The 23,708-nt window shown below is 36.7% G+C and carries 26 protein-coding genes and 1 pseudogene; 19 read left to right on the top strand and 8 right to left on the bottom strand.

Annotated features, from left to right (window positions below):
- The first annotated feature begins 173 nt into the window (after positions 1–173).
- The 9 genes from TY21_RS05345 to TY21_RS05305 all read left to right on the top strand — a co-directional run bounded on the left by TY21_RS05345 (position 174) and on the right by TY21_RS05305 (position 9,447).
- Complete coding sequence (locus TY21_RS05345; RefSeq protein WP_052354423.1) at positions 174–1,076, top strand: cell division protein FtsQ/DivIB; 903 nt, start codon at positions 174–176, stop codon at positions 1,074–1,076.
- A gap of 272 nt (positions 1,077–1,348) precedes the next feature.
- Positions 1,349–1,579, top strand: a complete 231-nt coding sequence (locus TY21_RS05340; RefSeq protein WP_039384138.1) for a KH domain-containing protein — start codon at positions 1,349–1,351, stop codon at positions 1,577–1,579.
- 988 nt (positions 1,580–2,567) lie between these two features.
- A complete protein-coding gene (gene miaA, locus TY21_RS05335) occupies positions 2,568–3,665 on the top strand; it encodes a tRNA (adenosine(37)-N6)-dimethylallyltransferase MiaA (protein WP_232044334.1) in 1,098 nt (365 codons plus the stop codon).
- A 94-nt stretch (positions 3,666–3,759) separates the two neighbouring features.
- Complete coding sequence (locus TY21_RS05330) at positions 3,760–5,481, top strand: hypothetical protein (protein ID WP_042239738.1); 1,722 nt, start codon at positions 3,760–3,762, stop codon at positions 5,479–5,481.
- Positions 5,444–6,118: an HAD family phosphatase gene (locus tag TY21_RS05325; protein ID WP_052354425.1), complete on the top strand. Its 675-nt coding sequence runs from the start codon at positions 5,444–5,446 to the stop codon at positions 6,116–6,118. The genes TY21_RS05330 and TY21_RS05325 overlap by 38 nt, the downstream gene beginning before the upstream one ends.
- A gap of 626 nt (positions 6,119–6,744) precedes the next feature.
- Complete coding sequence (gene nadD, locus TY21_RS05320) at positions 6,745–7,380, top strand: nicotinate-nucleotide adenylyltransferase (RefSeq protein WP_042239740.1); 636 nt, start codon at positions 6,745–6,747, stop codon at positions 7,378–7,380.
- Positions 7,381–7,394: 14 nt separating this feature from the next.
- Positions 7,395–7,760 (top strand): ribosome silencing factor, encoded by a 366-nt coding sequence (gene rsfS / locus TY21_RS05315; protein ID WP_042239742.1) that lies wholly within the window; start codon positions 7,395–7,397, stop codon positions 7,758–7,760.
- Between the two features lie 17 nt (positions 7,761–7,777).
- Positions 7,778–9,025 carry a beta-ketoacyl-ACP synthase II gene (gene fabF / locus TY21_RS05310; RefSeq protein WP_042239744.1) on the top strand — a complete coding sequence of 416 codons (1,248 nt, stop codon included), beginning with the start codon at positions 7,778–7,780 and terminating at the stop codon, positions 9,023–9,025.
- Complete coding sequence (locus tag TY21_RS05305; protein WP_042239746.1) at positions 9,025–9,447, top strand: bis(5'-nucleosyl)-tetraphosphatase; 423 nt, start codon at positions 9,025–9,027, stop codon at positions 9,445–9,447. The genes fabF and TY21_RS05305 overlap by 1 nt, the downstream gene beginning before the upstream one ends.
- 349 nt (positions 9,448–9,796) lie before the next feature.
- Here the strand turns inward: TY21_RS05305 and TY21_RS05300 are convergent, their stop codons facing one another.
- Positions 9,797–10,054, bottom strand: a complete 258-nt coding sequence (locus tag TY21_RS05300) for a type II toxin-antitoxin system Phd/YefM family antitoxin (RefSeq protein WP_042239749.1) — start codon at positions 10,052–10,054, stop codon at positions 9,797–9,799.
- A gap of 390 nt (positions 10,055–10,444) precedes the next feature.
- Entirely contained in the window at positions 10,445–10,924 is a 480-nt protein-coding gene (locus tag TY21_RS05295) for a nucleotidyl transferase AbiEii/AbiGii toxin family protein (RefSeq protein WP_158623029.1), read from the bottom strand.
- Between TY21_RS05295 and TY21_RS05290 the strand changes: the two genes are divergently transcribed.
- Both TY21_RS05290 and ltrA read left to right on the top strand, forming a co-directional pair.
- The gene (locus TY21_RS05290) at positions 10,901–12,001 is read left to right on the top strand and encodes an IS701 family transposase (protein WP_130589570.1); all 1,101 of its coding nucleotides are present in this window, start codon (positions 10,901–10,903) and stop codon (positions 11,999–12,001) included. The two genes, TY21_RS05295 and TY21_RS05290, sit on opposite strands and share 24 nt — an antisense overlap.
- A gap of 419 nt (positions 12,002–12,420) precedes the next feature.
- A complete protein-coding gene (ltrA, locus tag TY21_RS05285) occupies positions 12,421–13,299 on the top strand; it encodes a group II intron reverse transcriptase/maturase (RefSeq protein ID WP_174232791.1) in 879 nt (292 codons plus the stop codon).
- Positions 13,300–13,302: 3 nt separating this feature from the next.
- Here the strand turns inward: ltrA and TY21_RS05280 are convergent, their stop codons facing one another.
- A complete protein-coding gene (locus tag TY21_RS05280; protein ID WP_130589569.1) occupies positions 13,303–14,691 on the bottom strand; it encodes a transposase in 1,389 nt (462 codons plus the stop codon).
- 139 nt (positions 14,692–14,830) lie between these two features.
- On the opposite strand from TY21_RS05280, the gene TY21_RS05275 reads away from it, so the two are divergent.
- From TY21_RS05275 to TY21_RS11005, 3 genes and pseudogenes are all read left to right on the top strand, one after another.
- Positions 14,831–15,181, top strand: coding sequence for a group II intron maturase-specific domain-containing protein (locus TY21_RS05275; protein ID WP_042242165.1), 351 nt, complete (start codon positions 14,831–14,833; stop codon positions 15,179–15,181).
- 83 nt (positions 15,182–15,264) lie between these two features.
- Positions 15,265–15,432: pseudogene (locus TY21_RS11855) on the top strand (IS701 family transposase); the annotation flags it as partial.
- Positions 15,383–15,637: a hypothetical protein gene (locus TY21_RS11005; protein ID WP_158623028.1), complete on the top strand. Its 255-nt coding sequence runs from the start codon at positions 15,383–15,385 to the stop codon at positions 15,635–15,637. The pseudogene TY21_RS11855 and the gene TY21_RS11005, both read left to right, overlap by 50 nt.
- A 25-nt stretch (positions 15,638–15,662) precedes the next feature.
- On the opposite strand, the gene TY21_RS05265 is transcribed toward TY21_RS11005, so the two are convergent.
- Together TY21_RS05265 and TY21_RS05260 are read right to left on the bottom strand one after the other, a co-directional pair.
- On the bottom strand, positions 15,663–16,172 hold the full coding sequence (locus TY21_RS05265) for a transposase (protein ID WP_130589568.1): 510 nt from the start codon (positions 16,170–16,172) through the stop codon (positions 15,663–15,665).
- A gap of 129 nt (positions 16,173–16,301) precedes the next feature.
- Positions 16,302–16,826, bottom strand: a complete 525-nt coding sequence (locus TY21_RS05260; RefSeq protein WP_130589567.1) for a hypothetical protein — start codon at positions 16,824–16,826, stop codon at positions 16,302–16,304.
- Positions 16,827–16,979: 153 nt separating this feature from the next.
- On the opposite strand from TY21_RS05260, the gene TY21_RS11665 reads away from it, so the two are divergent.
- From TY21_RS11665 to TY21_RS05240, 5 genes are all read left to right on the top strand, one after another.
- On the top strand, positions 16,980–17,219 hold the full coding sequence (locus TY21_RS11665; protein WP_130589566.1) for a transposase: 240 nt from the start codon (positions 16,980–16,982) through the stop codon (positions 17,217–17,219).
- A gap of 40 nt (positions 17,220–17,259) precedes the next feature.
- Entirely contained in the window at positions 17,260–17,385 is a 126-nt protein-coding gene (locus TY21_RS11660; RefSeq protein ID WP_255501484.1) for a hypothetical protein, read from the top strand.
- A gap of 594 nt (positions 17,386–17,979) precedes the next feature.
- The gene (locus tag TY21_RS05250) at positions 17,980–18,378 is read left to right on the top strand and encodes a transposase (RefSeq protein WP_079979810.1); all 399 of its coding nucleotides are present in this window, start codon (positions 17,980–17,982) and stop codon (positions 18,376–18,378) included.
- A 332-nt stretch (positions 18,379–18,710) separates the two neighbouring features.
- The gene (locus tag TY21_RS05245; RefSeq protein ID WP_042238904.1) at positions 18,711–20,315 is read left to right on the top strand and encodes a serine protease; all 1,605 of its coding nucleotides are present in this window, start codon (positions 18,711–18,713) and stop codon (positions 20,313–20,315) included.
- Between the two features lie 263 nt (positions 20,316–20,578).
- Positions 20,579–21,199: a hypothetical protein gene (locus TY21_RS05240; protein ID WP_042238906.1), complete on the top strand. Its 621-nt coding sequence runs from the start codon at positions 20,579–20,581 to the stop codon at positions 21,197–21,199.
- A gap of 243 nt (positions 21,200–21,442) precedes the next feature.
- On the opposite strand, the gene TY21_RS05235 is transcribed toward TY21_RS05240, so the two are convergent.
- The 3 genes from TY21_RS05235 to TY21_RS05225 form a co-directional block, all read right to left on the bottom strand.
- Positions 21,443–21,700: a hypothetical protein gene (locus TY21_RS05235; protein WP_042238909.1), complete on the bottom strand. Its 258-nt coding sequence runs from the start codon at positions 21,698–21,700 to the stop codon at positions 21,443–21,445.
- Between the two features lie 380 nt (positions 21,701–22,080).
- Positions 22,081–22,935: a nucleotidyl transferase AbiEii/AbiGii toxin family protein gene (locus TY21_RS05230; RefSeq protein WP_042238911.1), complete on the bottom strand. Its 855-nt coding sequence runs from the start codon at positions 22,933–22,935 to the stop codon at positions 22,081–22,083.
- 2 nt (positions 22,936–22,937) lie between these two features.
- Entirely contained in the window at positions 22,938–23,591 is a 654-nt protein-coding gene (locus tag TY21_RS05225) for a type IV toxin-antitoxin system AbiEi family antitoxin domain-containing protein (protein WP_130589564.1), read from the bottom strand.
- Positions 23,592–23,708 lie beyond the last annotated feature (117 nt).

The raw sequence follows: 23,708 nt of genomic DNA, 5'->3' as shown, positions 1-23,708 counted from the left end.
CATTTAATTACTTATGCGAGAGCATCTTTGCAGGAAGTGAGAAAAAATGATATGATCTAGCTGAGCGAGGAGCTAGCAAAAATAGTCCTGAATTTTATGTTTGTCAAAAGAGGGGAGCGAGCTTACCACCAGAGCGCTTCTACCATCTTCATTCCTTTAGGTTAAAAATTCTTATGAGAAAAAAACAAGAGAAGCTTTCTATACGTACAGCTTGCTTATGGATTATGCTTTTTACTCTAGCCATCTCCGGATCTGCTTCTGGTGGATTAATTTATTATAAATATATAAAAAGACAGCGCTTATATAATTCGCAGTATAACATTGTAGCTATTGCGCAAACGACTCCTGATAAAGAACCTCTGAAAACAGCTTATCTTGCAGAGCTTCTTAACTTATCGATTGATCAGCCAACCAATATCTTTCGCTTTAATACCCAAGCAGCTCAACAAAAACTTTTAAATTCTCCTTTGATTACCCATGCCTATGTAAAAAAACTTCTTCCAGGAACTATTTATGTTGATTACGAGTTAAGGAAGCCTTTTGCTTATTTGTTAGATTATCATAACACTGTGATTGATCGGGAAGGTGTGACTTTTCCCTTTAAGCCTTTTTTTACTCCTAAAAAGCTACCAGAAATATACTTAGGAATAACAGATGCTTTACCTTTGAGTTGGGGAAAACCTCTCCAAGAAATTAAATGCAAGCTTGCCCTTTATCTAATTGATCTGCTTTCAACCCATTGTTGCTCGGAATATTCTTATCTATCTCGTGTTGATGTCTCCCAGGCTTTTGCAGATAGCAAAGGTAAAAGGCAAATTGTGGCTATCCTTGATGAACAGGTGGAAAAAACAGATCAGGCAGGAAAGCTTGTCAAAGGGATAGCCTCGCATATATTGCGGTTGAGTGTAGACAATTATCGACAAGAATTAGCCAATTATCTGCAACTACGCCCTTTATTAAAATACCATATGGAAGATGCAGAAGGAGGGGGGGTAGAAAAATTATTAAAATTTAAACCTCTAGTTGTAGATTTACGTATCCCTGCGCTCGCCTACATAAAAAGCCCTGCTCTTTAAATGTCTTAGCTGCTGAAGAAGTAATTGAGAGCTCAAAAGGTAAATTGCTCTATCATGCCGACCGACAAAATTCTAGGAAAAAAATAGTGTAGGATTAAAAAAAAATTACTTGGTTGATTTTTGATTAAGGGAAAAGACAACTTTTTAGATTTATTTTTCTCGTTACGTTTTGACGAGTAGAATAAGCGCTTTAATTGGATACTTCTTGAGTTAAATTCTTTCTGATGCTAAAAATGCTAGCTTGTAAAACTATAAAAAACATTTGTAGAGCTATGAAAGAATTTGTTGAATATATTGTAAAAAATTTAGTAGACGCCCCTAATGATGTCAACGTTAATTGCTATGAAGGGGAACGAGGAATGATTGTGGAAGTGCGGGTTAATCCTCACGATATTGGTAAAGTTGTAGGAAGGAAAGGAAATACTATTAAAGCCCTACGTACTATATCCATGATGATTTGTGCTCGGCTTGGACGTCGCGTTAGGGTTGAAATTATTGAGTAATTTTTATTAAGGATTAAATATTTAGAAAATATTGCTTTTTCTCTTACTTAATCTTTTTTCTTTTTAATCATACGCTTTCAAGCAGCTTTTTATGTAATCGTAACCTAATAAGAATCTCTTTTTAGTAGAAAAGAGCCCTCAGAAAGGTGTTTTCTTCTTTAGACTCTACAGACGTAGTTTCTTTGAACGGTATAAGGTCATTGCTGATGAAGTGCATCTAAAAAAAATGATCCAAGCCTAGGCTTCTTATGCAAGCCTCAAACAAAGTGATTCCTGTTGGGTCTTTTGACCTTTAATCCTTAATTAAGTTTCATTGCACATGAGATAACAGGCTTTTAACAGATGTTCTTATGGCTTCAACGCTTGAATCTGCTATGCTAGCCAGGAAGTAAGTGCCTGCGGTTGATGGTACCGTCCAAAAGAAGCTAGAAGAAAGTAGTATAGATCATTTAGACCATTCAGCCTTTGCTTTTATAAAAAGCCATCTGCAATTGCAAAATGTATTGGCCTAAAGGAAAGAATAAAAAGTGCTAATTAAGCACCCTGTAGAAGTAAAAGCTCAGTTTTTGGAAAGAAGCCATAAATGAAAAAGTGTTTAAGAAAAATTAGCTCCTCCTAAAGGTCTTAAAAAATTACTTCATATAAAAAAGAAAAAAAGCATGATGATCTTAAAAGGCTAGAAACTATATTTTAGAAAGCTTGTGATGTTTTTTAAGATGAATAGATGATTGAATTTAAGCTGGAAAATAACTCAAATAGGTAGGTATAAAATTGAAGAGAGCCATAAGTACTACTTGATTACTTCTTAGTGGAAGCAAGAATATTTTAATTAAATAATAAGCAAGATGACGAGACTTTGAAGTGGTCAGCTATCTTCTCTGAATACTATGAGAGCTTTTTAGCTTTTATTATCAGAGGAAGAAATTATTTAAAAGGTGTTTTGTATGTTTAATTTTACCATTTAAGAGATAGGTTAAAAATTAACACTTTGAATAAAAGGGTTAAATCTAATAACAATAAAAACAATGCTTTGACCAAGTTTAGGTATTTGATAGTGGCCTGTGGAACATTAGAAAAAGAAGAGATAGAACAAATCTTTATAAATTTCGCTATTGAAGCTCAGAAGCGGCTCCCTACTGCTCTTCCTCAAAATAAAAAGCGCGTGATCATCATTGCTGGCCCTACTGGCTGCGGCAAGTCTCATTTTGCCCTCCAACTGGCAAGGAAGATCCAGGGAGAAATCGTTTCGGCGGACTCCATGCAAGTCTACAAAGGAATGGATATTGGCACAGCTAAGCCTACCATTGAAGAGCGGCAGCAGATTTCTCATCACCTTATTGATATTTGTCATTTGACAGATTCTTTCAATGTAGTAGATTTTTGCTACGAAGCACGTCAAGCTTTTCAGCGCATACACAATAGAGACAAAGTACCTATTGTAGTAGGCGGTGCGGGCTTTTATATTCATTCTTTGCTCTATGGTCCTCCACTGGGGCCTCCCTCTATTCCTGAAATTAGACAAGCTTTAGAAGAAGAATATGATAGGCTAGGTCCTGATGCCTTGTATGCTCGCCTTCAACAGCTAGACCTACATTACGCCAGTGGGATTACAAAAAATGATAAGCAAAAGATTGTGCGTGCTTTGGAAATCATTACTTTAACTGGAGAAAAAGTTAGCAAGTTATCGTGGAAGGGGCGTCATAAGCTTCAAAATTATGACTTTCGTTGCTGGTTTTTATTTCGACCTAGGCCTCATTTATATCATCGTATTGAAAACCGTTGCGATCAAATGATTGAAGATGGCTTGCTAGAAGAAGTGCAAGGTTTATTAAAAAAAGGTCTTTTAGCTAATTCCTCTGCAGCCCAAGCGATAGGCTATAAGCAAGCTATTGCTTATTTAGCAACCGCTAAAAGGCCCGATGATTATCTTCAGTTTGTCGAGACATTTAAACGAGCTTCTAGAAACTATGCCAAACGTCAGCATACCTGGTTTGGCAAAGAACCTTTGTTTAACTGGATTGATATGGATTTATATGATACGCAAATGATTGCCGACCTTATTTCTAAAGATTTCGAAAGCTGCTAATTATTATTGTTTTTTAAAGAGCTTTACCGAAAAGGGTAAATCAGCTATGATTTTGCTCTAAAATTCCATTAAACATATATCTTTAAGAATTTCCATGAGCGACTTAGAAAGTAAAAATCAAAATATACAAGAAACGACACCTCATCAAGATGAGAAATTCCTATCCTCGGTTAATCCAGAAGGCGAAGAACTATGCCTACCAACCCCTTCTTTAGAAGAGGCAGAGCAAGAAATTAGTGAAGAGCCTGTGGTAGAAAAAAAGCATAATCCCCATCTCGATGAGTTTATGCAAGAGATGGAAAATTTACTTCAAGTAGACGCTAAGGTTAAATATGCTTTAGATTTTATGGAAAGCTCTTTAGCCCAAAGCGGGGCCCCTCATTTCAAAGCCTTTTGGGAAGTGCGCAATATTTGCTTGCAACTCTTTAAAGAAAACCTCTCTCCCCTTGTACGTACCCAGTTGTGGACAAAATATAGCGAGCTTTCCAAAGAAGCCCGCCGTCTAAAAGAGATGTTGGATGAACAAAGCTCTTTTGCAGCCGAACAAATTGAAATAGCAATCGTAGCTTTAGAAAACGATATAAAGCTGTTTGAAGAGCAAGTCACTAAAATTGCCAATCCTGACTTAGGTCCTATCCCCACAAGGCTTTCTGTAAAAGCGCTATTTTATCAAGACACTCAAAAAAGACTTAATTTGCTTAATGTGCAAGCTTCTCGCGTGAATGCATTACGCAAAGAACTTATTAAAACGGACATGCGTATAAGACAAAAAAATAAGTTTTTCCAAAGGCTTTCTGAAATAGGCGATCAAGTTTTTCCTTTAAGGAAAGAGCTTATCAAAGAGGTAAGCCAAACATTTAGCGATGATGTGGAAGCATTTATTGAAGATAGCTTTAAAGGTAACTTTGATGATTCTTTATTTGCATTAAGAGAAGAAATTAAAGACCTGCAAGGAATTGCTAAGGTTTTAACCCTTAACACACATGCCTTTACCCACACGAGAATGCGTCTTAGCGAATGTTGGGATAAAATCAAATTAGCCGAAAAAGAACGCAAAAAAGAACGCGCCCAGCTAAAAGCTACTTTTAAGCAAAATTTTTATCTGGTCCAAGCCAAAATACATGAGCTTAAAAAGCAATATGAGTCTTCAGGATTATCGGATGATCAAGCTTATAAGCATTTAGATGAGATTTCTAAGTTTATGAGAAATGTTGAACTGGGAAGAGATGAAATCAAAGCTCTAAGAAGCGAAATGTTTGGCGTAAAAGATCAGATTTTAGAAAAACAGAAAGCACACGAGCAAGTGCGCCTTCAACATGAGCAAGAAAAAGAAAGGCAACGTAAAGCTAAAATAGAAGAAGTAAAAAATGAAATCGAACAGCTTGGCAATAATGCTCGTTCTTTAGAAGCTCAAGAGCTAGCAGCAGCTAGAGATGAGCTTGCTCAGAAAATACAGAATTCTTCTTTTAATAAATTTGAAAAGCAAGAGGTAGAGCGCCTTTATAAATCTTTACGTAGCTTAATCACCGATGTTCTTTCAGATAAAGAGGAACAAGCTTTACTTTCATTGTCCGAGGATGATCGTCAATCTATTGAGCAACTTCGTGAGGTTCTAAAACAAAGAAAAGAACGTAGACAAGCGATAAAAGTACAGCTAGAGTCTTTGCGCAAAGCTGGAGGAGTTTCAGGTTTAGATTTTGAGAAAGCCATGAATAATAACGAGTTGATAAAGTCTGAAAAAGAGCGCTTAGAAAAAATCAACCAAGGCATTCAAGAAATTGAAAACAAAATTGTGCAATTCCAAAAGAAAAAATAGCCTAGTTGTTTTTGATCTCGACCATACACTTCTTCGCAAAAATTGCAGTCTCTTTTTTGGCATCTATCTTTTTCGTGAAAAGGTCCTTTCTTTTCACCGAATGATCCGTCTATCTTTCCTATATTTAAGGTTTAAGCTTGGACTCATTAGCCTAAAAAACTTGCATGAATCTACTTTTCAATGCTTTTTTTATGGCCTTTCCGTAGCCCTTGTTAATGAGCATGCCACCAAATTTTTATCACAGCAACTGGACAAGCTTATCTATCATCCCGTCTTTTCAAAGCTATTAGAAGCTAAAAATGAAGGATCATATACTGCCATATTTTCTAGTTCACCAAATTTTTTAGTGGAAAAAGTGGCGTTGAGGCTAGGCGTTGATAGATGGAGTTCTACGATTTATCAAAAAAATGAAGAGGGTGATTTTACTCATATTACCCAGGTAATGGAAGGTCCTCAAAAAGCTCAAGCTCTCGAGCTACTTTTAAAAGAATTGCAAATCGTTAAAGCTAATGTGACTGCTTACACAGATAGCTATTTAGATTTACCCCTTCTTTACGCAGTTGGAAATCCTGTGGGCGTCAACCCAGATCGACGCTTAAAGGCCATGTGCCGTCAAAATCAATGGCCAATTATTTAAATTAATGTTTGTTCATTTTATCATACGCTTTAAAAAACTAAGCCTCCATACCCAACCCTCTAAAAGCTATCTCACTACTTAAGAAGGGGCTTTTATATAGCAGGCGATTGCATAAAGAGCAGCTCAAAAGCGTATCATTATCTTTTTAATGTAAGAATACAGCGATTGGCCTGATAAGAGTAAGGAAAAAGAGTAAAAAGCCTACAGCGAATTGCCTTGTACAAGTATACAAATTTTTTAATAGCGATAAGAGATCTTAACAGTTACGCCGATATGTTTCCGTCAATAGCCAACAGGTTTTGGTGACTTTTAGCAACATCAAAATGATTTAGCACTTTAATACCCAGGCAAGAGGGTAAAATAAAACGTTTTTTGCTATGAAAAATAAAATAATTTTAAAATTTGAGGTCGTATGTTAATAGTTATATTAAAAAGGCTTGATGGGAAAAGGCATACTTTTATACTTTTTTAGAGCGTGTGGGCGTTTGGCCAGATAAAACTAGAAGGAGAAATTAAATTTATTTCTTTGCCAAGCTCATAAACATACTATAGGAATAAAACGCTGATAAAGGGAAACCCTTAACTCTTTTAATATTACAAAATTAACCATGGGACGTAAGCTTTAAATGCGTATTCATAAGCATGTAGGAATATATGGTGGTACTTTTGATCCTATTCATTTTGGACATTTAAATACTGCTATAGAAATTATGGAAGCTCATCAACTCGATGAAATATGGTTTTGCCCGGCGTTAGTCAATCCTGACAAGTTAGGCGCAGAACCTACTTTGGCTTATCACCGTCTCAAAATGCTAGAAATTGCTCTGCAGGAACTTCCCTATTTTGGCATCATTCCTTATGAATTGGAGCGTCCCGGACCCTCTTATACTATTGATACTTTACGTGAAATTATTAAGGAGGAAAAAAAAGAAGCATATCCAAGTAAATTTTACTTAATTATGGGTGAAGATACTGCCTTTAGCTTTGTTCATTGGAAGGAGGCTAAAGAGATTCTTACGTTAGCTACACCTTTTATCTGCCGACGGTATGCTTCAGAACAACCTATTATTTGGGAAGGAGATCCAGAGATTTGCGCAGCTCTCCAAACGGGAATGACTTCTACCTACGTAATGGAAATCAGCGCGAGCCGCATACGTGAAAGAGTTTCACAAGGATTGTATATTGGCCATTTGGTCCCTGCGAAAGTGATAGACTACATATATCAAAATCATTTATATTCTTCTAGGCCAGGACAAAAATAAAAACTTAAAAGAATATGTCAAAAACTGTTTTAAAAAACTTAGATTTAATCGCTCAAACTATTTATGATAAAAAGGGTTTTAACATACTCGCTTTAGATGTTCGCGATTTTTCTACGATGACCGATTTCTATGTGATCGCTGAAGGGAATATTGATCGTCATGTTAAATCCATAGCAAAAACAATCGAAGAGGTGATGACCCTAGGAGGGGATGAACTTCTCCATATTGAGGGGATTAAAGCTCCTGATTGGTTAGTGATGGATTATGGGGAAATCATCATTCATCTTTTTATTCCAGAATTACGAGAAAGATATGCACTGGAGCAGCTATGGCAACAAGCAAAAATTGTGGATCTTCACATTAACGTGAAGGAAAATTAGAAGGTTTAAGTCATTTCATGAAGAAAAAACGTATTGTTATTACTGGTATGGGTATCGTCTCTTGTTTTGGTAACGAGGTAGATGATTATTTCCAATCTTTATTGGACGGCAAAAGTGGAGCTTCCTTGATTACAAGTTTTCCTTGTGAAGACTATCCTACTCGCATAGCTGCCTCAATTAAGAATTTTGAATCTGGTGACTATATTGATAAAAAGCAAGCACGTCGCATTGATAAAAATATTGCTTATGCATTAGTGGCAGGAAAAAAAGCTTTGGAAGCAAGTCAGCTTAGTCCTGAGGTTATAGCAAAGCTTAATAAAGAGCGTTGTGGTGTCGTTATAGGCTCTGGTATGGGGGGAATGGATGTCTACTGTCAAGGCGTTCAGACGCTCATACAAAAAGGCCAGCGATGGGTCAGTCCTTTCTTTGTGCCCTATATTCTTACCAACATGGGTGGAGCTATGCTTGCCATGGATATAGGCTTTATGGGACCTAATTATTCTGTTTCGACAGCCTGTGCTACGGGAAATAATGCGATCATTGCAGCAGCTAACCATATTCGCAAAGGTGAGGCAGATTTAATGATCTGTGGCGGTTCTGAAGCTCCTATTATCCCGATGGGCTTATCGGGCTTTTGCTCATGCAAAGCCTTGTCCCAGCGTAATGATGAACCAGAAAAAGCCTCTCGTCCCTGGGATCGAGGTCGTGATGGTTTCTTAATGGGAGAGGGCGCAGGAACTTTTATTATTGAAAGTTTGGAGCATGCTTTAGCCCGAGGAGCTCCAATCATAGCGGAGTATTTAGGAGGGGGTATGTCATGTGATGCCTATCACATTACCGAGCCTCGCGCTGATAGTGAAGGGGTAGCTTTATGCGTACGTAATGCTTTAGCGGATGCAGACATAAAAGCTGAGGAAGTGGATTATATTAATGCTCATGGTACTTCGACTCCTGCAGGCGATATGGCGGAAGTGCGTGCTTTAAAAAAAGTTTTCAAAGAACCTAGCTCAATCATCATGAATTCGACCAAATCGATGATTGGACATTGCTTAGGGGCTGCAGGAGCTATGGAAGCTGTCGTTACAGCCAAAGCGATTGAATCAGGATGGGTTCATCCGAGTATAAACTTGGAAGATCCTGAACCCGATTTAGAATTTCATATACCGACAGTAGCGGAAAAAAAGGATATTAACATTGCTATCTCCAATACATTTGGCTTTGGCGGTCATAACGCCACTATCGTGCTAGGAGCTTACCATCCCTGATGGCTACGAAGAAAGAATATTCCTACGGCATTGTTCCTCTAGCTCAGCTTGAAGATGGCTGGCATGTCCTGCTTGTCCAATCGCACGCGGGACATTGGGGTTTTCCTAAAGGTCATCCTGATTCCCAAGAAAGTGCTTGGGAAGCAGCTCAAAGAGAGTTGTTTGAAGAAACCGGTTTAAAGGTTTGCAAGCTTCTATCTGATCAAACTTTTGAAGAAAGCTTTTACTTCAAATTTGAAGGTGTACTCATTCATAAGACTGTTATTTACTATATTGCCCAGGTAGCAGGGGAAGTAAAGAGAATGGAAGAAGAGATTAAAGCTGTACAATGGGTGCCGCTAAGCCAAGCTGCTGATTGCATTACCTTTGATCAAGGAAAAAATATTTGTCGCCAGGCTTTGCAAATTGTCTCGGAAATTTAGATGCATTCATCCAAGGGGCAATTATCCCTTGAATAATAGTTAGTAAAAAAGTAGTTTCACAAGCGATAGCAGATCATCCACAAATCAATAGATATTTAAAATTTTTTATAGATATCTTTCCTATGATCTATGTCTACTATTAAAACGTAAAGCTTGGTATCAAATATTCTATAGAGAATGTGATAATTTCCGTTCCGAATTCTATATATCGTCCCCTCGAATCTTTTTTAGATATTCCGGACGGGATCTAATGAGAGAGCTTCAAGCCTACTCCGAATGCGATTAAGCTCTTTTTTGGGGATTTTAGCCATGCTTTTATGTGCAATACGACTCAATTCAATCTCGTAAATCACAATCCAAAATCTCTTTTAATCTCTTTCCATTTGACTGTGCCATGCTTTTTGATATCTTCGTCTACACGTCGCGCTACCTCGATATCACGCTCATCTTCTATTGCCTCTAGCATTTCTAGATCTTCGATAGGCACTATAGCAGCCAAATCTTTACCATTACGAGTTAAAATATATCGATCATGGCAAAAAGCTACATGATTGACGATTGTAGTTAGCTCGCTCCGGGCTTGAGAAAAAGCTTTTCTAGTATTCATATTTTTACCTCTTAATGTCTATCAGCAATACTCACGTTTGTACAAATGTTAATCAATAGCATAATCGAAACGTATGAGAAGCTAAAGTGGCATATTATATTTTATCAAAGGAAAAAACAGAAGAGAATATAAAATGGCTGACTTTAAGCTAAGCAACTAATTACATTACCGTTGAACAAAAAATATTTATTGCCAACCTTTGTAACTAATGCGTTAGATGTAAATAGAGTTAAAAAGATGTTTAGGATGTTTAGGATGTTTTCCGTAAGCTTATAAGCCTACATTTTGTTTAAAAAAGCTAGGGTCCAGCGACGGTTGCTGAAGATCACTAAGAAGAGATTTAACACATTAACTCAATTGCATGTAGTGTATATTTATAGTATTCCTATTCTAAAAGATAAGGTCACTGAAAAAATTTCTTAAATCAAGGATAACTTGTTCTAAAGGTATAACTTTATGAGAAATATCTCTCAGAAAGGCTTTCCATTGATCTTGCTTTAGTGAATGATTATAAAAGGCTTCCTCAAATGCTATGGGAGAGCTTTTAACAATCGTGCCACGATTCTTGATAATTTGCTGAATGATGAGCTTCAGTTCGTCGCGCTCAAAATCGAATTGTTGAATCAATAGCCAGATGTCATAAAAGTCTTTCATGCGGGTGTTAGCAAATCCTAAACGAATGATGGATTCAAACTTTTCGGCAATTGAGGTGTGCGGGGTATAGCCTTTAAGTGTTGGTGCAGGTAAATCCAAAAGGGTAGGATATTTTACTATAGCAGGCTTAGTACTACAGGGGTAATAAAAAATATAGTATGCTATTTTATTTGTTAAGTAGGGAGGTAAGGTATGGAATTGAAAGCAATAAACCAAACTATAAAACAAAAAAAAGAAGAGCTAGCTCTATTTTTAAGGCCTTTTTTTAGCCGAGAAGAAGCTAGACAAGTAGCTTTGCAATATACATGGGGGTTAATGAGCAAAGCAGAACGTAAAAATACCTGGCAATTGGCAGAAGAGGCCGGCTTACAAACCCCGTATGCTTTTCAACATCTACTACGCCGTGGTTTATGGCAAGCAGATGCCATCAGAGATAGGTTGCAAATGAAAGTGTTGAAAGATAAAGAAGGCGATATACTAGCTATAGATGAGACGGGTTTTTTAAAGAAAGGTAAGCATTCAGTAGGAGTGGCAAGACAATATAGTGGAACAGCAGGAAGAATTGAAAATTGCCAAGTAGGGGTTTTCCTTTCCTATGCAACTAACCAAGGCCACGTACTAATTGATCGAGAGCTATATATCCCTGAAGAATGGTTTTTAGATGAAGAACGTAGAGCAAGAGCTGGTATACCTAAAGAAGTTAAATTCAAAACGAAAATACAATTAGCCATGTTGATGCTACAGCGAGCTTTCGGCCATGGGATCAGGCCCTCATGGGTAGTGGGAGACGAGGTATATGGAGTTTATCCTTTAAGAGCTTATCTAGAGAAAGAATGCTGCCCTTATATATTAGCTGTACCCTCTAATTACCATGTGAGCGTAGACTTTGATCGAAGTCCAGTCAGCCACTTTCTTGCAAAAATTAAGCCAAAAGATTGGCAGAGTTTATCGGCAGGAAAAGGAGCGAAAGGCGAACGTTATTATCATTGGTATCGTCTAGAAGTCAATTCAGATAGCCCTGAAGGGTGGACACGTTGGCTTTTATTAAGGCGTAACATGAAAGACCCTCGCGATGTAGCTTATTATATAGCTTGTTGTCCCAATAATGTTACTTTACAAGATATGGTCAAAGCTGCAGGAAGTCGTTGGACGATCGAGGGTGCGCCGCAGGCGCACAAAGAAGTTAAACATGAACTAAAAGCTTTGTGCATAAGCTGTACAAATGATGGAGAAGACCCTCCGAAGTCGGTTTTCAGGAACGGGCTTCAAACCACCTTAAGCTGCTGTTATTAAGAGTAATGGTGGTGAGCATTAAGGAAAAGTCGAGATAAAACTTGGAAGGTATGAATCAGAAAGACGAATAAAACTGAACCATTGTTGATGCGTCGTAAACCAGAGATTTGATGTCAAAAGCAGGGGCACTTCTATCTCCTGTAAAGAATCTACAAGATACCTGATTACTGTGTAGATGGCATCCGGCGTATAGATGGCGTGAGTCTGATTTGGGCGTTTGTACGGAACTGCGGGAACCAGTCGCTTGGATGATAAGGGAGAAATTCAAATGACAAAAAATCATAAGAATGAGAGTACCGATGCCAAAAACTGGGGCGGAACAACCTGTAGTAGCGAAGAAGGCTGGTAATGCGGCTGAAGCAAAGAGGTTGGATTAAGTAGTAACATTCATTATTCAACTAGATTTCTAGGAGGAAATCGTGAGTGAAACAAAACCTTTTATTATTTCTAAAACACTTGTTATGGAGGCCTATAAACTTGTAAAAGCAAACGCAGGAGCAGCTGGCATAGATCAGCAAACGCTAGAAGATTTCGATCGAAACCTTAAAAGCAATCTTTATAAAATCTGGAACCGAATGTCCTCGGGAAGCTATTTTCCACCGCCTGTAAAAGCGGTTTCAATACCAAAGAAAAGTGGTGGAGAAAGAATCTTGGGAATACCTACGGTAAGTGATAGAATAGCTCAAATGATTGTAAAGCTGATGTTTGAACCAACAGTAGAGCCCCATTTTCATCAAAATTCCTATGGATATAGGCCGAATAAATCAGCTTTGGATGCTGTAGGGATCACTAGGCAAAGATGTTGGAAATACGATTGGGTGCTGGAATTTGATATCAAAGGTCTATTTGACAATATAGACCATGACCTTCTAATGAAAGCAGTAAGAAAACATACAGATAACAAATGGGTTATTTTGTATATCGAAAGATGGCTGAAAGCACCACTCCAACTAGAAAATGGAACCCTTGTTCAAAGAACGAAGGGTACACCTCAAGGGGGAGTAATCAGCCCCGTGCTTGCGAATCTATTTCTTCATTATGTATTTGACGCATGGATGACAAGGGATTATCCTGACATACCATGGTGTAGATACGCCGATGATGCACTAGTACATTGTAAGACGGAACAAGAAGCAAAACAAATCCTACATATGCTTGAAAAGCGAATGGAAAAATGTGGTTTGACACTTCATCCCGATAAAACAAAGATTGTCTACTGCAAAGATGTAGATCGTAAGGAAAAATACAAGGAAATCAAATTTGACTTCTTACTCGATGATATACTTTTTTATTCTTGACAGTTAGGCAACTTTTCTTGATGACTCAAAAGTTACATTTTCTTGTACTGCATTTAAATGTTTACGAGAAGGCCTTAAAACAAAGATTTCATCTAGCGTCTTTTCGAAATCACGGAAGAGTTCTTTTGAATTTTCATGCTCAACAATTTCTCTTATAACTTGACATAAAGCATCCACTCTAGACTTTTCTACTAGGCTCCCCAAGGTTGCTAAAGGGAGTTTGTTCTTAATGAAATTTGTTTGAGACAAATGAAAAAGAAAGCAGTGGTCAAACAGCAGGCTTAGAATCAAAGGTCGCTCTGATCCCTCAACGCCGCACTGTTTGGCCAAACTGCAAAACCCACAATGACTACTCCAATCCTCAATAAAAACCTCTACTAACCATCTTAAAGTATATCCTTGCATCACATCTTTCATATTCCATGAAAGATTTGCAGCCATAAGATAGCGATACTCATTTTCGCCCTCATATTTAAGGGCTATTACAAATCGTTTTTTGTGGTGAGAAGGAACATACAATCTTGCTCCCCCGGCTTGCACCACATTTTTTTTATCACCGCGAATGAAAATTTCCTGATTCCAGCCTTTGTAGGCTTCAAAGAATTCTTGGCACGAGAGAGATTTTTTACCCCGCATGACTTTTTGATTCTTTCTAAGCTGAGTAATGATTTGCACTCCAGGCCAAATACCTTCTACTCCATCTACAAACAAGCCGTTGCCGTAAAGAGCATCAGCCAGTACACAAGTGACCTTAAAAGCAGGAAATTCACAAGCAAAATTTTTAAGTAATTGTAAAGCTAATGTATACTTTTTTGGATATTCTAATGACCTTTTAGGCTCTTTGGGACGGTCTTTTTTTAAAATTCCCAACTTTTTTAGCTTCCTCACTTCCTGTTGCCATCTTGTGAGTACGGGATCGGGAGAATAAAAGGCAAAGGAGACGGGAATGCAAAATTTTTTAGTCACTAGCTGAAGAAATATTATATTTTGACCACAAAAATAACCACTTGTTTTTTTATCCCGGATTTTATGTAAATGATGCAATTTCTCAGCATTTTTTGATCGACTGTGATCTTTATCATCGATAATAAGAACCCCTTCTGTGATGCCATGTTTATGCAGGACCGCGCGAACACTACAAATTAGCAGCCTATTCCAAGCAATCTTAGCACGTCTAAACATGGCCGATAAAGCCATCTTTTTATAACTTTTAAGCCCAGCCCTTTCAAATTTTGCCCAACAGATTGAATTAGTAACTAATATTCCCATCAAACAAAAGGCTAGCCAACACCATTGAATTTTGGATAAATTATTATGAGGATTTTCTTGCTTGAGAGCCACTTCAAGTTGATTTAAATATTCTTTAATAAAGGGAAGCGGTTGGGAAAACATAGACGAAAAATTATTTTTAATGAGTTGATAAGGTATAACAATATTTTATTAAAAATTAGTCAACAAGAAAAAAGTACATCATCGAGTCTTAGGATATACCTTTCGGCCAAGATTGGTCAAAAATAGCAAACGAAATAGCATGTTTGTAAGTTTTACACCAGCCGTAAGTAAAACAGCGTTAAAATCTATGCAAGCAGCCATAAGACAATGGAAAATAAGAAATAAGACAGATTTGGAGCTTAAAGATATAGCCAGAATGTATAATCCAGTCATCCGAGGATGGCTAGAATACTACGGGAAATATCGGCCAGCAGCTTTATATCAAATCTGCCGTCATTTTAATAAATCATTAATCACATGGGCTATGCGCAAATACAAGAGACTTGCAGGTCACAAAACAAGAGCAATTACCTTTATGGAAAAAATGGTCAGAAAAGACCCAGGACTATTTGTACATTGGAAAAGAGGAATGATAGGAGCGTTTGCTTAATTGGGAGCGGTATGAATTGAGAGGTTCCTGTACCGTTCTAAGAGAGGCCTGTGGGGAAGTTCCGCAGGTCGACTCACCAATGTTTTGAAGCTTCTAAAGGAGAAATTGGGCTTGATCACTATGAGGTGAGAAGCTACACAGGCTGGTATCGACACATGACGCTTTGTTTATTAGCTTTAACTTTCCTTTCGGGCTTGCGCGATGCTTTCAACTTACTGGAGAAGAAAAAAAAGCTCGTCGGCTTCATATGAAGAAGTTTCTAAAAGTACGGAATTTAATTTAATTAGATATACCTTACAAGAAGCTAGGCGTTTAGTGATCTATGCACATACCTCTATCAAGCAATGCTGGAGCTATTGGTTAGAATGGTCTAATTGGCGTCGTAAGCATCAAGCGAGTGCTTGTTACTACCATTATCAAAGGCAAAGAAAGCTATGTTTACATTTACCACTGTAGTATTAGAGGTTATCTTAAAAACCCCCTATTTTACCTTATCCATCTGCCTCTGTACAGGACGAAAAATAATTTTTTCATAAAAAAACCTCTTAGGTATACTTGAGGATAACAATGGGCCAAAAAGCTTTAGCAACCAAAGAAAAAGGTTAAAACACCTAGGTGTTCCCAATAAGATTTTCCTTATTTTATCCAACCCATAGCGAAACAAACTTTTAGCTTTTCTGCCATGCTTCTTAATGCTGATAGGGACTACGTTTGCAGCTATATTACCTAGTTTATACGCCCAATAAAAAGCAATACTTAAGGCAAAGATAAGTTTCTCAATTCTGTCAGTATATGTTAAATGCGTATCTTCCAAGCAAAAGCCTCGCGTTTTTAGACAAGCAAATAAGGTTTCTATTTCCCATCTAGTTTTGTAGCTGCTTATAGCTTTTTTTGGATTTTTATTAGTGACCACGATTAAAAGCTCATCTTTTAGGCGGCTTGCAGCTACATAAAAGGAATGGCCGAGCATTTGTAAAGGTTGAATTAACACTTTTTTTTACCCTCTTTTAGATGACGAAATACGCCTCTAAGAGAAATTGCATAGCCATTTCTTGCTCCTTCCACTAGAGTGTCTTCCCTAATACGCATATAAAAGGGAATCTTACTTTTTATCAGATAATCAAACCATTGACTCCCTATAATCAAACCATTGATTCCCTATAAATTCTCTGTCTCCAATAAGACCTGCAATTTTTGATGGGCCTAATTGCCTAATAACTTTTTCTAAAAGTTCTATGCGTTCATCAGTAGAGGAATTACCAGCTTTATTCATCACAAACCAGACCAACGGAATAGCTGTTCCTTCATAAGTCATCGCTAAGGTTAAAATATTAATGTTTTTGCTACCTACCTGCCAATTTGTTCTATCTATAATCAGCCATACTTTCCTTTTAATAGGAAATATTTGTAAAATAATTTTAAAAGCATCCAACCTATCAAATTTTAGTTCTCGGAAAAAGCGTTGTAGCCTTTTATAGTGGGAGTCTAGCTTTGCTTTTCCTTGAAAAGCTGTGGCTAGTTGAGTAAGATTAACGCTTCTAACCCTAAAGAGAGCTAGAACAATTTGACAAAAGCATGTAAGTCTTGCTCGGTTCCAATCTAAAGTTTGACTTAAAATTTCTCTTAGCTCGTCTATTTCTTTCATCTGTTTTCTCCTAGTAAAAGATAACAGTATAAATTTTTAGACGGGCTTTTTCAATTTTTGTCCTGTACAGAGTCCATCTGCTTTATTAAAGATCTAATAGGTTGATGTAAAACAACTTATTTAAGATAATCGTGAGAGAAAAGGGAGGTAAAGATGAGCAATACATACCCTAGTCATTTATCAAATCGTGAAGGGGAAGCCATTAAAATTTACTTTGAAGTAGATTACAGCAAAGGAGGTAGGCCCTTTAAACATACAAAAAGAGAACTATTAGAAGCTATTTTTTATGTCTTAAGAACCGGTTGCCAATGGCATTATCTACCCAAAGATTTTCCTCATTGGAAAACAGTTTACACTTACTTTAAGAAGCGGAAAGACGCACATTTTTTTTGAGAAAATTAATCATCATTTAAGGAAAAAATTAAGAGTTATAATGGGGAGGAACCCCGATCCCAGCGCTGCCATCGTCGATAGCCAGTCAGTTAAAACAGTAGAAAGGGGGGGCTCACAGGTTACGATGGAGCTACAAAGGTTAAGGGGCGTAAAAGGCACATTCTAGTGGATACGCAAGGCTTTTGTGTGCCACGAGCACATTGTAGATGTGCGTAACTATACGAAAGATGAGGAAAATGGCTCCTCGAAGTCGCTTTGCAGGAAGAGATTTCAAACCACCTTAAGCTGCTTTGGTCAAAAGCCAAGGTAGTGAGCGTTAAGGAAAAGGTATGATAAACATATCAGGTGAGGGCTAAGGAGACGAACGAAAGTGAACTATTGTTCCAAGTGTCGAAAGCGTAAAGATGATGTCAAAACTGGGGGCTGCATACTCTTCCAGGATAAATTTAGGGGCAACCTGTTTACTGCCTAAATGGCATCCGGCATACAGATAGCGTGAACTTAGTCTAGGCTTTTATATGGAACGTGGGAACCTCATAGATGATGTTAAGAGAAAACCATATAAGTGAAGAACACAAAGTGGGAAATATCGAAGCATGTATGAGGGGCAGATCAACTCGTAGTAGTGAGGAAGCCTTTGTAATGAAGGGGGAGCGAAGGGGTTGAATTGTTCAATCCAACTCAATAAGTCAAGTAGAAATACGAGGAACTTATGGGGGTGGGGAAAAGGCTGGAAAGCTTGAAGAACAATAGGAGCCCTATGAAGCGAGAGTTTCACGTACGTGTCTGTGGGAGCCTAAGGGGGAAGTTCCCTTGGGCGACCCGATTATTAACATGCTATGTAGGAGCTGCTGACGAAAACGATCGAACGGCCTTAATTAAGCTGTTAGACAAATGCAAAAGCCTATTTTCGACCATCACCAAAGTTTGGGCGGATATGGGCTATCAAGGCACTGTATTAAAGCAAACCTGCCAAGATCAGTATAACATTGATTTTGAGATTGTTAAAAGGCCTCCTCGTAGATTTTGGGTGCATGAGGATAAAATAGAAGAGTTTTTAAAAACCATTGATTTAAGCTTTAAAGTCCTGCCCAGGAGGTGGATTGTAGAAAGGACTTTTGCATGGATTGGGCGTAATCGAAGAACTTCTAAAGAGTAGGAGTATCTAACAACTACGAGTGAAAATTGGATTTATCTATCGATGATTAGACTGATGTTAAGGCGAATTGATAAGTTAAAAGAGGGATTTTAAGATAACCTCTTAGAAGCTTTTAACAAATGTGCAGGTAATAATATGTTTAAAAGGTTAGTTTTAATTATGAAAAAAATTTTAATATAGCAACATTTATATGTTAAAAAATAATTGTTTTTTTTTGTGTGTTAACTATTGATAATTAATTTTCTCGCAATTGTTTATGGTTGAATTTTTATCTTATGAACCATATTTGGTTTTTAAATTGATTGAAAATTAGTATAACAAGGAAGGTAACTATGCACTTAGAAAATAGAATGAGACTTAGTAGCAATGAAAAAATTTTGTATAAAAATTATGACGATCGTATTAATATCCACCATCTTGATATTGAATTATCTGAAAGATATGATGATTTGAAAGCTATTGTCCCTGAGCAAACAAAAAGCGTTGCATGCATGATTGGTATAGATCAGTTTGAAATTGACCCCATAACTAGAGTTTATCGGTTAAATGCTCCGACTCTTAATAATCGCATAAAATGGCAATATGGTTATCCTTTAGCAGCGGATGAAAAATTTGTAGATGAACTTGCCGTTGGCTTTGGTACAGCTTTCGCAGTTAGTAAAAATGTAGTCTATACAGCAGCTCATTGTGTTTGCAAGCTAAACTCCGCTAGCTTGGATGAGGCTCGTATAGAAAAAATTAGGTTCATTTTTAACTTTAGAATAAATGATGATGGCCAAATTAAAACCGAATATGAAGAAAAAGACATTTATAAAATAAAAAAAATATCTTCTTATAAATATGCTCGAGGAGAAGAAGTGAGTGACTGGGCATGCATTAAATTAGATAAATCTCTTGAAGGAATCAAACCTTTAGAGCTTGATTTTTCTTCTCTAACGAAGGGCGATAATGTTTATATTATCGGCCACCCTTATGGCCTTCCAGCTAAATTAGCTACTACAGCAAAAGTTGAAGGTGTAAAAACTCATTATTTCGAAACTGATTTATCTGCCTTTAAAGGAAATTCAGGATCTCCTGTGTTCAATAGAATTTCGAAAAAAGTTATTGGAATCCTATTTGCAGGTATCACAGATGAATACGGGATATGCTACAATTACGAAGGAGTTGGGGAACACAAAGTTAAAGCTCTCCAAGCTACCCCTCAGCAAATTAAAGCAGTGGGATATGAGAAGTGCCAAAAGCTAAATGAAATTAAACTTCCCTTAGAAGTGAGAATAGCACAATTGGCTCAAGCAGGTAGAGAAAAAAGGATAAAAAAATCTAATCAGCGAGCAATCGAAACAGAAGAATTTACAAGTGATTTAGATTATAGGTTTAATAGAGATGCATATTTAGGCCCTTTCCTATTAAATCTTCTTCCATTTTCCCCATTTTCTGAGATACGCAAAAAGATGATAAAACGTGCTGATGAAGAAGTGAGGATAAGAGTAGATAATATACGAAACATAAAAAGAATTGAAAAGGATTTAGATAATAAAGTAAATTACTTAGAAGCATATTATCTTAATTCCTTCGAAAAAAACGGTAAATTTTCCCAGGAAAACAAAACTCTTGAATATAAGATCAGTTGCGCACAAAACTTAAGCGCCTATTATTGCCTTATTTTCGCTCAACATGATGTTTTAAGTGTTAAATATTCCTATGATAATCGCTTTGGGGAAGTCAATCGCTTAATGGAGATTGAGAATTCATTTGAAAGCAAATTTTCTCCCAAAATAATTTTACGTCTCGCTAAATATGAGATGAAGAGAAAAACTACTTTTTCCGAAAGACAGCGAGAGCTTATATTAACTTACATGCATAAAAATTATAAAAAATTTAAGGAAATGAGGATGGAAAAAATTATTACTAAGGCTTGCTCTAAAAATAAAGAATGAGTCAGCTCATTAAATTTGCTAGAAGAGGATGTTGAGGTAATAGCTAACAGCCTTGTTGGATCTCACTATATAAATTGGTGATTGTCAAGTATGTGAATGAGTGCGTTTTCCTTTAATCCTTCTAGAAGTAATTGCTTGGGCTAACTCATTCAATAATGGCCTTTCTTACGCTATATTAATAAAAGGAATATATTAAGTGCGAAGAATGTTTGTGCCAATTTAAGTTAACCTAAATTAGAACTCATAAAAATTCGAGGTAGCGGATGAGTGTTAATATTAACGTGAATTTTAATAATGGGCGCTGTTTTTTCAATGGATTTAATAAGATAAATGATATTAATCCCAAGACCCATAGAGCAGGAGTGAATTATTATAGATTCAATATAATTGGATGTGTTTTAGAAAAATTAGGCTTTGCTACTAAAATTAACTGTTTTGTCGATAAAAAGCCAACAGTAATTTTTATAAATACAAAAAGCTTTTTGAAATGGAGGGAGCGGCACTCACAGGATGAATACATAACTTTCAAGGCCCCAGATTTAATAGAGGCAGTCCCTGAAATAATGGAAAAGTTTGAAAAAAGATCACAAAAAGTCTTAAATTTCGGAAATGATTTTGAGGGATCTATAAAATATATTATTAAGAGTTATAACATACTTTCATATGAAGAAGTTATTGCTAAGGCAGAAAAAGAGTTTCTTAATGATGAAGACAAGCAAAGTAAAATAAACCTTCTTAAAGAAACTCTTGACAGATCAGATTATAAGCATTCTTATGCCATGAAAGAAAGACCTGAGATTATAATTACTTTAGGAGTAGACCCTCTATTTTTAGAAAAATTTTTGGGGGCACTTCCTGGAATAAAGTTATGTGGGCTTAAATAAATCCTAATAATAAGTAGATACTATGTCACTCTCAAGTGTGGCCTTGATGCTTTTTTGAGGTAACTACAAAATTTAACCTAGTCGGATGTTTTAATTGGTCTGCTAGTTTGTAGCTGAGCGATGTATAGGAAGCTCGGCTATAATCTTGCAGACCTCAACCTTTTAATATTTATCCCCAACCTCAAGTTAGCCTTGTCTATTAAATATATTTAAGCATGGTACAACTTAATTTAATCTCGGAAATCACAGCCCGAAATCTCTTCTAACATCTTTCCATTTAACGGTGCCATGCTTTTTAATATCTTCGTCTACACGTTGTGCTACCTCGATATCACGCTCATCTTCTAGGGCCTCTAGCATTTCTAAATCTTCGATAGGCACTATGGCGGCCAAATCTTTACCCTTATAAGTTAAAATATAGCGATAAGGAAAAAATGCTACATGATTGACGATTGCTTTTAGGTCAATCCAGGCTTGAGAAAAAGTTTTCCTAGTATTCATATTCTTACCCCTTAACGTCTATCAGCACCATTCACGTTTGTACAAATGTTAATCAATAGCATAATTGAAACGCATGAGAAACTAAAATGGCATATTATATTTCATCAAAGTAAAAAACAGAAGAGAATATAAAATGACTGCCTTTAAGCTAAGTAACTAATTACATTACTATTGAACAAAAAATATTCATTGTCAAATTCTGCGCCTCACGTTTCAAATGCAAATAGAGTCGAAAAAACATGCTTAGGATGCTCTTCATAAGGTTTTACTTCAATATGCGGTCTATAAAAAAACTAAGGTCTAAAGGCGATCTCTGAAGGTTACTAAGAAGGGATTTAACACATTAACTCAACTGCATGTCTTGTGAATTTATAAAATATTTATTCCAAAAAAATAAGGTTGCTGAAAAAATTTCTTAAATCAAGCATTACTTGTTCTAAAGGTATAACTTCATGAGAAATATCTCTCAGAAAGGCTTTCCATTGAGCTTGCTTTAGTGAATGATTATAAAAGGCTTCCTCAAATGCTATAGGAGAGCTTTTAACAATCGTGCCACGATTCTTGATAATTTGCTGGATGATGACCTGCAGTTCGTCGCGATCGAAATCGAATTGTTGAATCAATAGCCAGATGTCATAAAAGTCTTTCATGCGGGTATTAGCAAATCCTAAGCGAATGATGGATTCAAACTTTTCGGCAATTGAGGTTTGCGGGGTATAGCCTTTCAGTGTTGGTGCAGGTAAATCCAAAAGGGTAGGATATTTTACGATAGTAGGTTGAGGCAAGATAGTATCACTAAATCCAAAATCTATCCGCATGGGAAGCTTTGCTGTAAATAGCTTAGCTGAAAATGAAGCACTTATTCCATGATATTCTGCCTCTAACTGGGCTTCCGATAATCTTAACGACTCTACAGCAAATAACAGGCCATCAGGAATTACTTCAGTAGAACAAATCTCATGGATGATCTTTTGTAAATGGGAAATTGTATTAGAGGTTTTAGCAAGCAGATCAATGTCTACCGTCGGTTGATGGTTCATAGGATTCCAAACCATCAACATCAAACCTCCTTTCAAATAAAAAGAATTTTGATGAGACGAGACACTTAAACGAAATAAAAAGCGTTCAATTGCATAATATTTTTGAATTTCTTGAACCGGTCTTTTTCTTTGCTTAGCCACATTCTTTAGACGGCTATAGATAGATTCATCTAGGTTTTTCTTAAGCTTTTCCATTTCTATTGACTTACTATGGTTTCCATCATGGGATGAAGAATTTTTTCCACGCGGTTTAACTTTGCATATTCATATAATCTATCGATTTGGGTATTCTTACGTTGCCAGTACATTTTTAAGGCTTCAATAACCACCCCTGTGCCAATTTTATTACGAAATTTAATACAGTCAGCCAAGGTCTTTTCAATATTATAAATTTTGATTGGGTATCCTCCTATCAGTGTTGTTTCAAGGCCTTGACTATAGGCTTTCTCCGAATAGTAAAAGTAACGAATGGGGGGATAGTCCAAACGGGACTTTCTAGACTTAGGGGGGAGGGCAACGTAGACAAAGTGGGGGATCTGGGTAGTAATTTCATGGTAGGCCAAAGCTGAAATCAGGCAAATAATACCTTGGGGGATTTTCTTAGATACCAGTACCAAGTCAGGCTCAGAAAAATCAGGTATCTCTGTTAAACGATAGACTCCCTTAGCTAATTGTTCTAAAAGCCCTTCATCTCGCATTTGATATAATGTTCGAGGATGAATGTCTAAGTGGATCGCTTCTGCAGTCCTAAGCAGTCCGTGGTTTTTCTTAAAAAGATCAAGGGCTTTCTGTTTTGCATTCATGGATAGTAATGATGGTAAATGTTGACTTTTTACTACATTTTTATCCATTTAAGATTCGCCGTCAAGAGATTTTTATAATGAATTCTTAGCAAATTGATGATAAAATATTATTTTATATTCTGATAGAGGCTGGGTAACTAGTAAGTAATTAAAAAAATGTTATGG

The sequence above is a fragment of the Neochlamydia sp. S13 genome (assembly GCF_000648235.2).
Classification (GTDB): Bacteria; Chlamydiota; Chlamydiia; order Chlamydiales; family Parachlamydiaceae; genus Neochlamydia.
This window is presented reverse-complemented; position numbering and strand designations above follow the sequence as displayed.

Bases quoted from the DNA above. Each gene is read 5' to 3' on its own strand.
- fabF (WP_042239744.1), top strand. From the start codon at position 7,778: ATGAAGAAAAAACGTATTGTTATTACTGGTATGGGTATCGTCTCTTGT.
- TY21_RS05250 (WP_079979810.1), top strand. From the start codon at position 17,980: ATGAAGCGAGAGTTTCACGTACGTGTCTGTGGGAGCCTAAGGGGGAAG.
- TY21_RS11665 (WP_130589566.1), top strand. From the start codon at position 16,980: ATGAGCAATACATACCCTAGTCATTTATCAAATCGTGAAGGGGAAGCC.
- TY21_RS05245 (WP_042238904.1), top strand. From the start codon at position 18,711: ATGCACTTAGAAAATAGAATGAGACTTAGTAGCAATGAAAAAATTTTG.
- TY21_RS05280 (WP_130589569.1), bottom strand. From the start codon at position 14,691: ATGTTTTCCCAACCGCTTCCCTTTATTAAAGAATATTTAAATCAACTT.
- TY21_RS05240 (WP_042238906.1), top strand. From the start codon at position 20,579: ATGAGTGTTAATATTAACGTGAATTTTAATAATGGGCGCTGTTTTTTC.
- TY21_RS05340 (WP_039384138.1), top strand. From the start codon at position 1,349: ATGAAAGAATTTGTTGAATATATTGTAAAAAATTTAGTAGACGCCCCT.
- TY21_RS11005 (WP_158623028.1), top strand. From the start codon at position 15,383: ATGCTTTCAACTTACTGGAGAAGAAAAAAAAGCTCGTCGGCTTCATAT.
- TY21_RS05225 (WP_130589564.1), bottom strand. From the start codon at position 23,591: ATGGATAAAAATGTAGTAAAAAGTCAACATTTACCATCATTACTATCC.
- TY21_RS05275 (WP_042242165.1), top strand. From the start codon at position 14,831: ATGTTTGTAAGTTTTACACCAGCCGTAAGTAAAACAGCGTTAAAATCT.
- TY21_RS05235 (WP_042238909.1), bottom strand. From the start codon at position 21,700: ATGAATACTAGGAAAACTTTTTCTCAAGCCTGGATTGACCTAAAAGCA.
- TY21_RS05290 (WP_130589570.1), top strand. From the start codon at position 10,901: ATGGAATTGAAAGCAATAAACCAAACTATAAAACAAAAAAAAGAAGAG.
- TY21_RS05230 (WP_042238911.1), bottom strand. From the start codon at position 22,935: ATGGAAAAGCTTAAGAAAAACCTAGATGAATCTATCTATAGCCGTCTA.
- TY21_RS05260 (WP_130589567.1), bottom strand. From the start codon at position 16,826: ATGAAAGAAATAGACGAGCTAAGAGAAATTTTAAGTCAAACTTTAGAT.
- TY21_RS05305 (WP_042239746.1), top strand. From the start codon at position 9,025: ATGGCTACGAAGAAAGAATATTCCTACGGCATTGTTCCTCTAGCTCAG.
- TY21_RS05300 (WP_042239749.1), bottom strand. From the start codon at position 10,054: ATGAATACTAGAAAAGCTTTTTCTCAAGCCCGGAGCGAGCTAACTACA.
- TY21_RS05330 (WP_042239738.1), top strand. From the start codon at position 3,760: ATGAGCGACTTAGAAAGTAAAAATCAAAATATACAAGAAACGACACCT.
- rsfS (WP_042239742.1), top strand. From the start codon at position 7,395: ATGTCAAAAACTGTTTTAAAAAACTTAGATTTAATCGCTCAAACTATT.
- TY21_RS11660 (WP_255501484.1), top strand. From the start codon at position 17,260: ATGGGGAGGAACCCCGATCCCAGCGCTGCCATCGTCGATAGCCAGTCA.
- TY21_RS05345 (WP_052354423.1), top strand. From the start codon at position 174: ATGAGAAAAAAACAAGAGAAGCTTTCTATACGTACAGCTTGCTTATGG.
- nadD (WP_042239740.1), top strand. From the start codon at position 6,745: ATGCGTATTCATAAGCATGTAGGAATATATGGTGGTACTTTTGATCCT.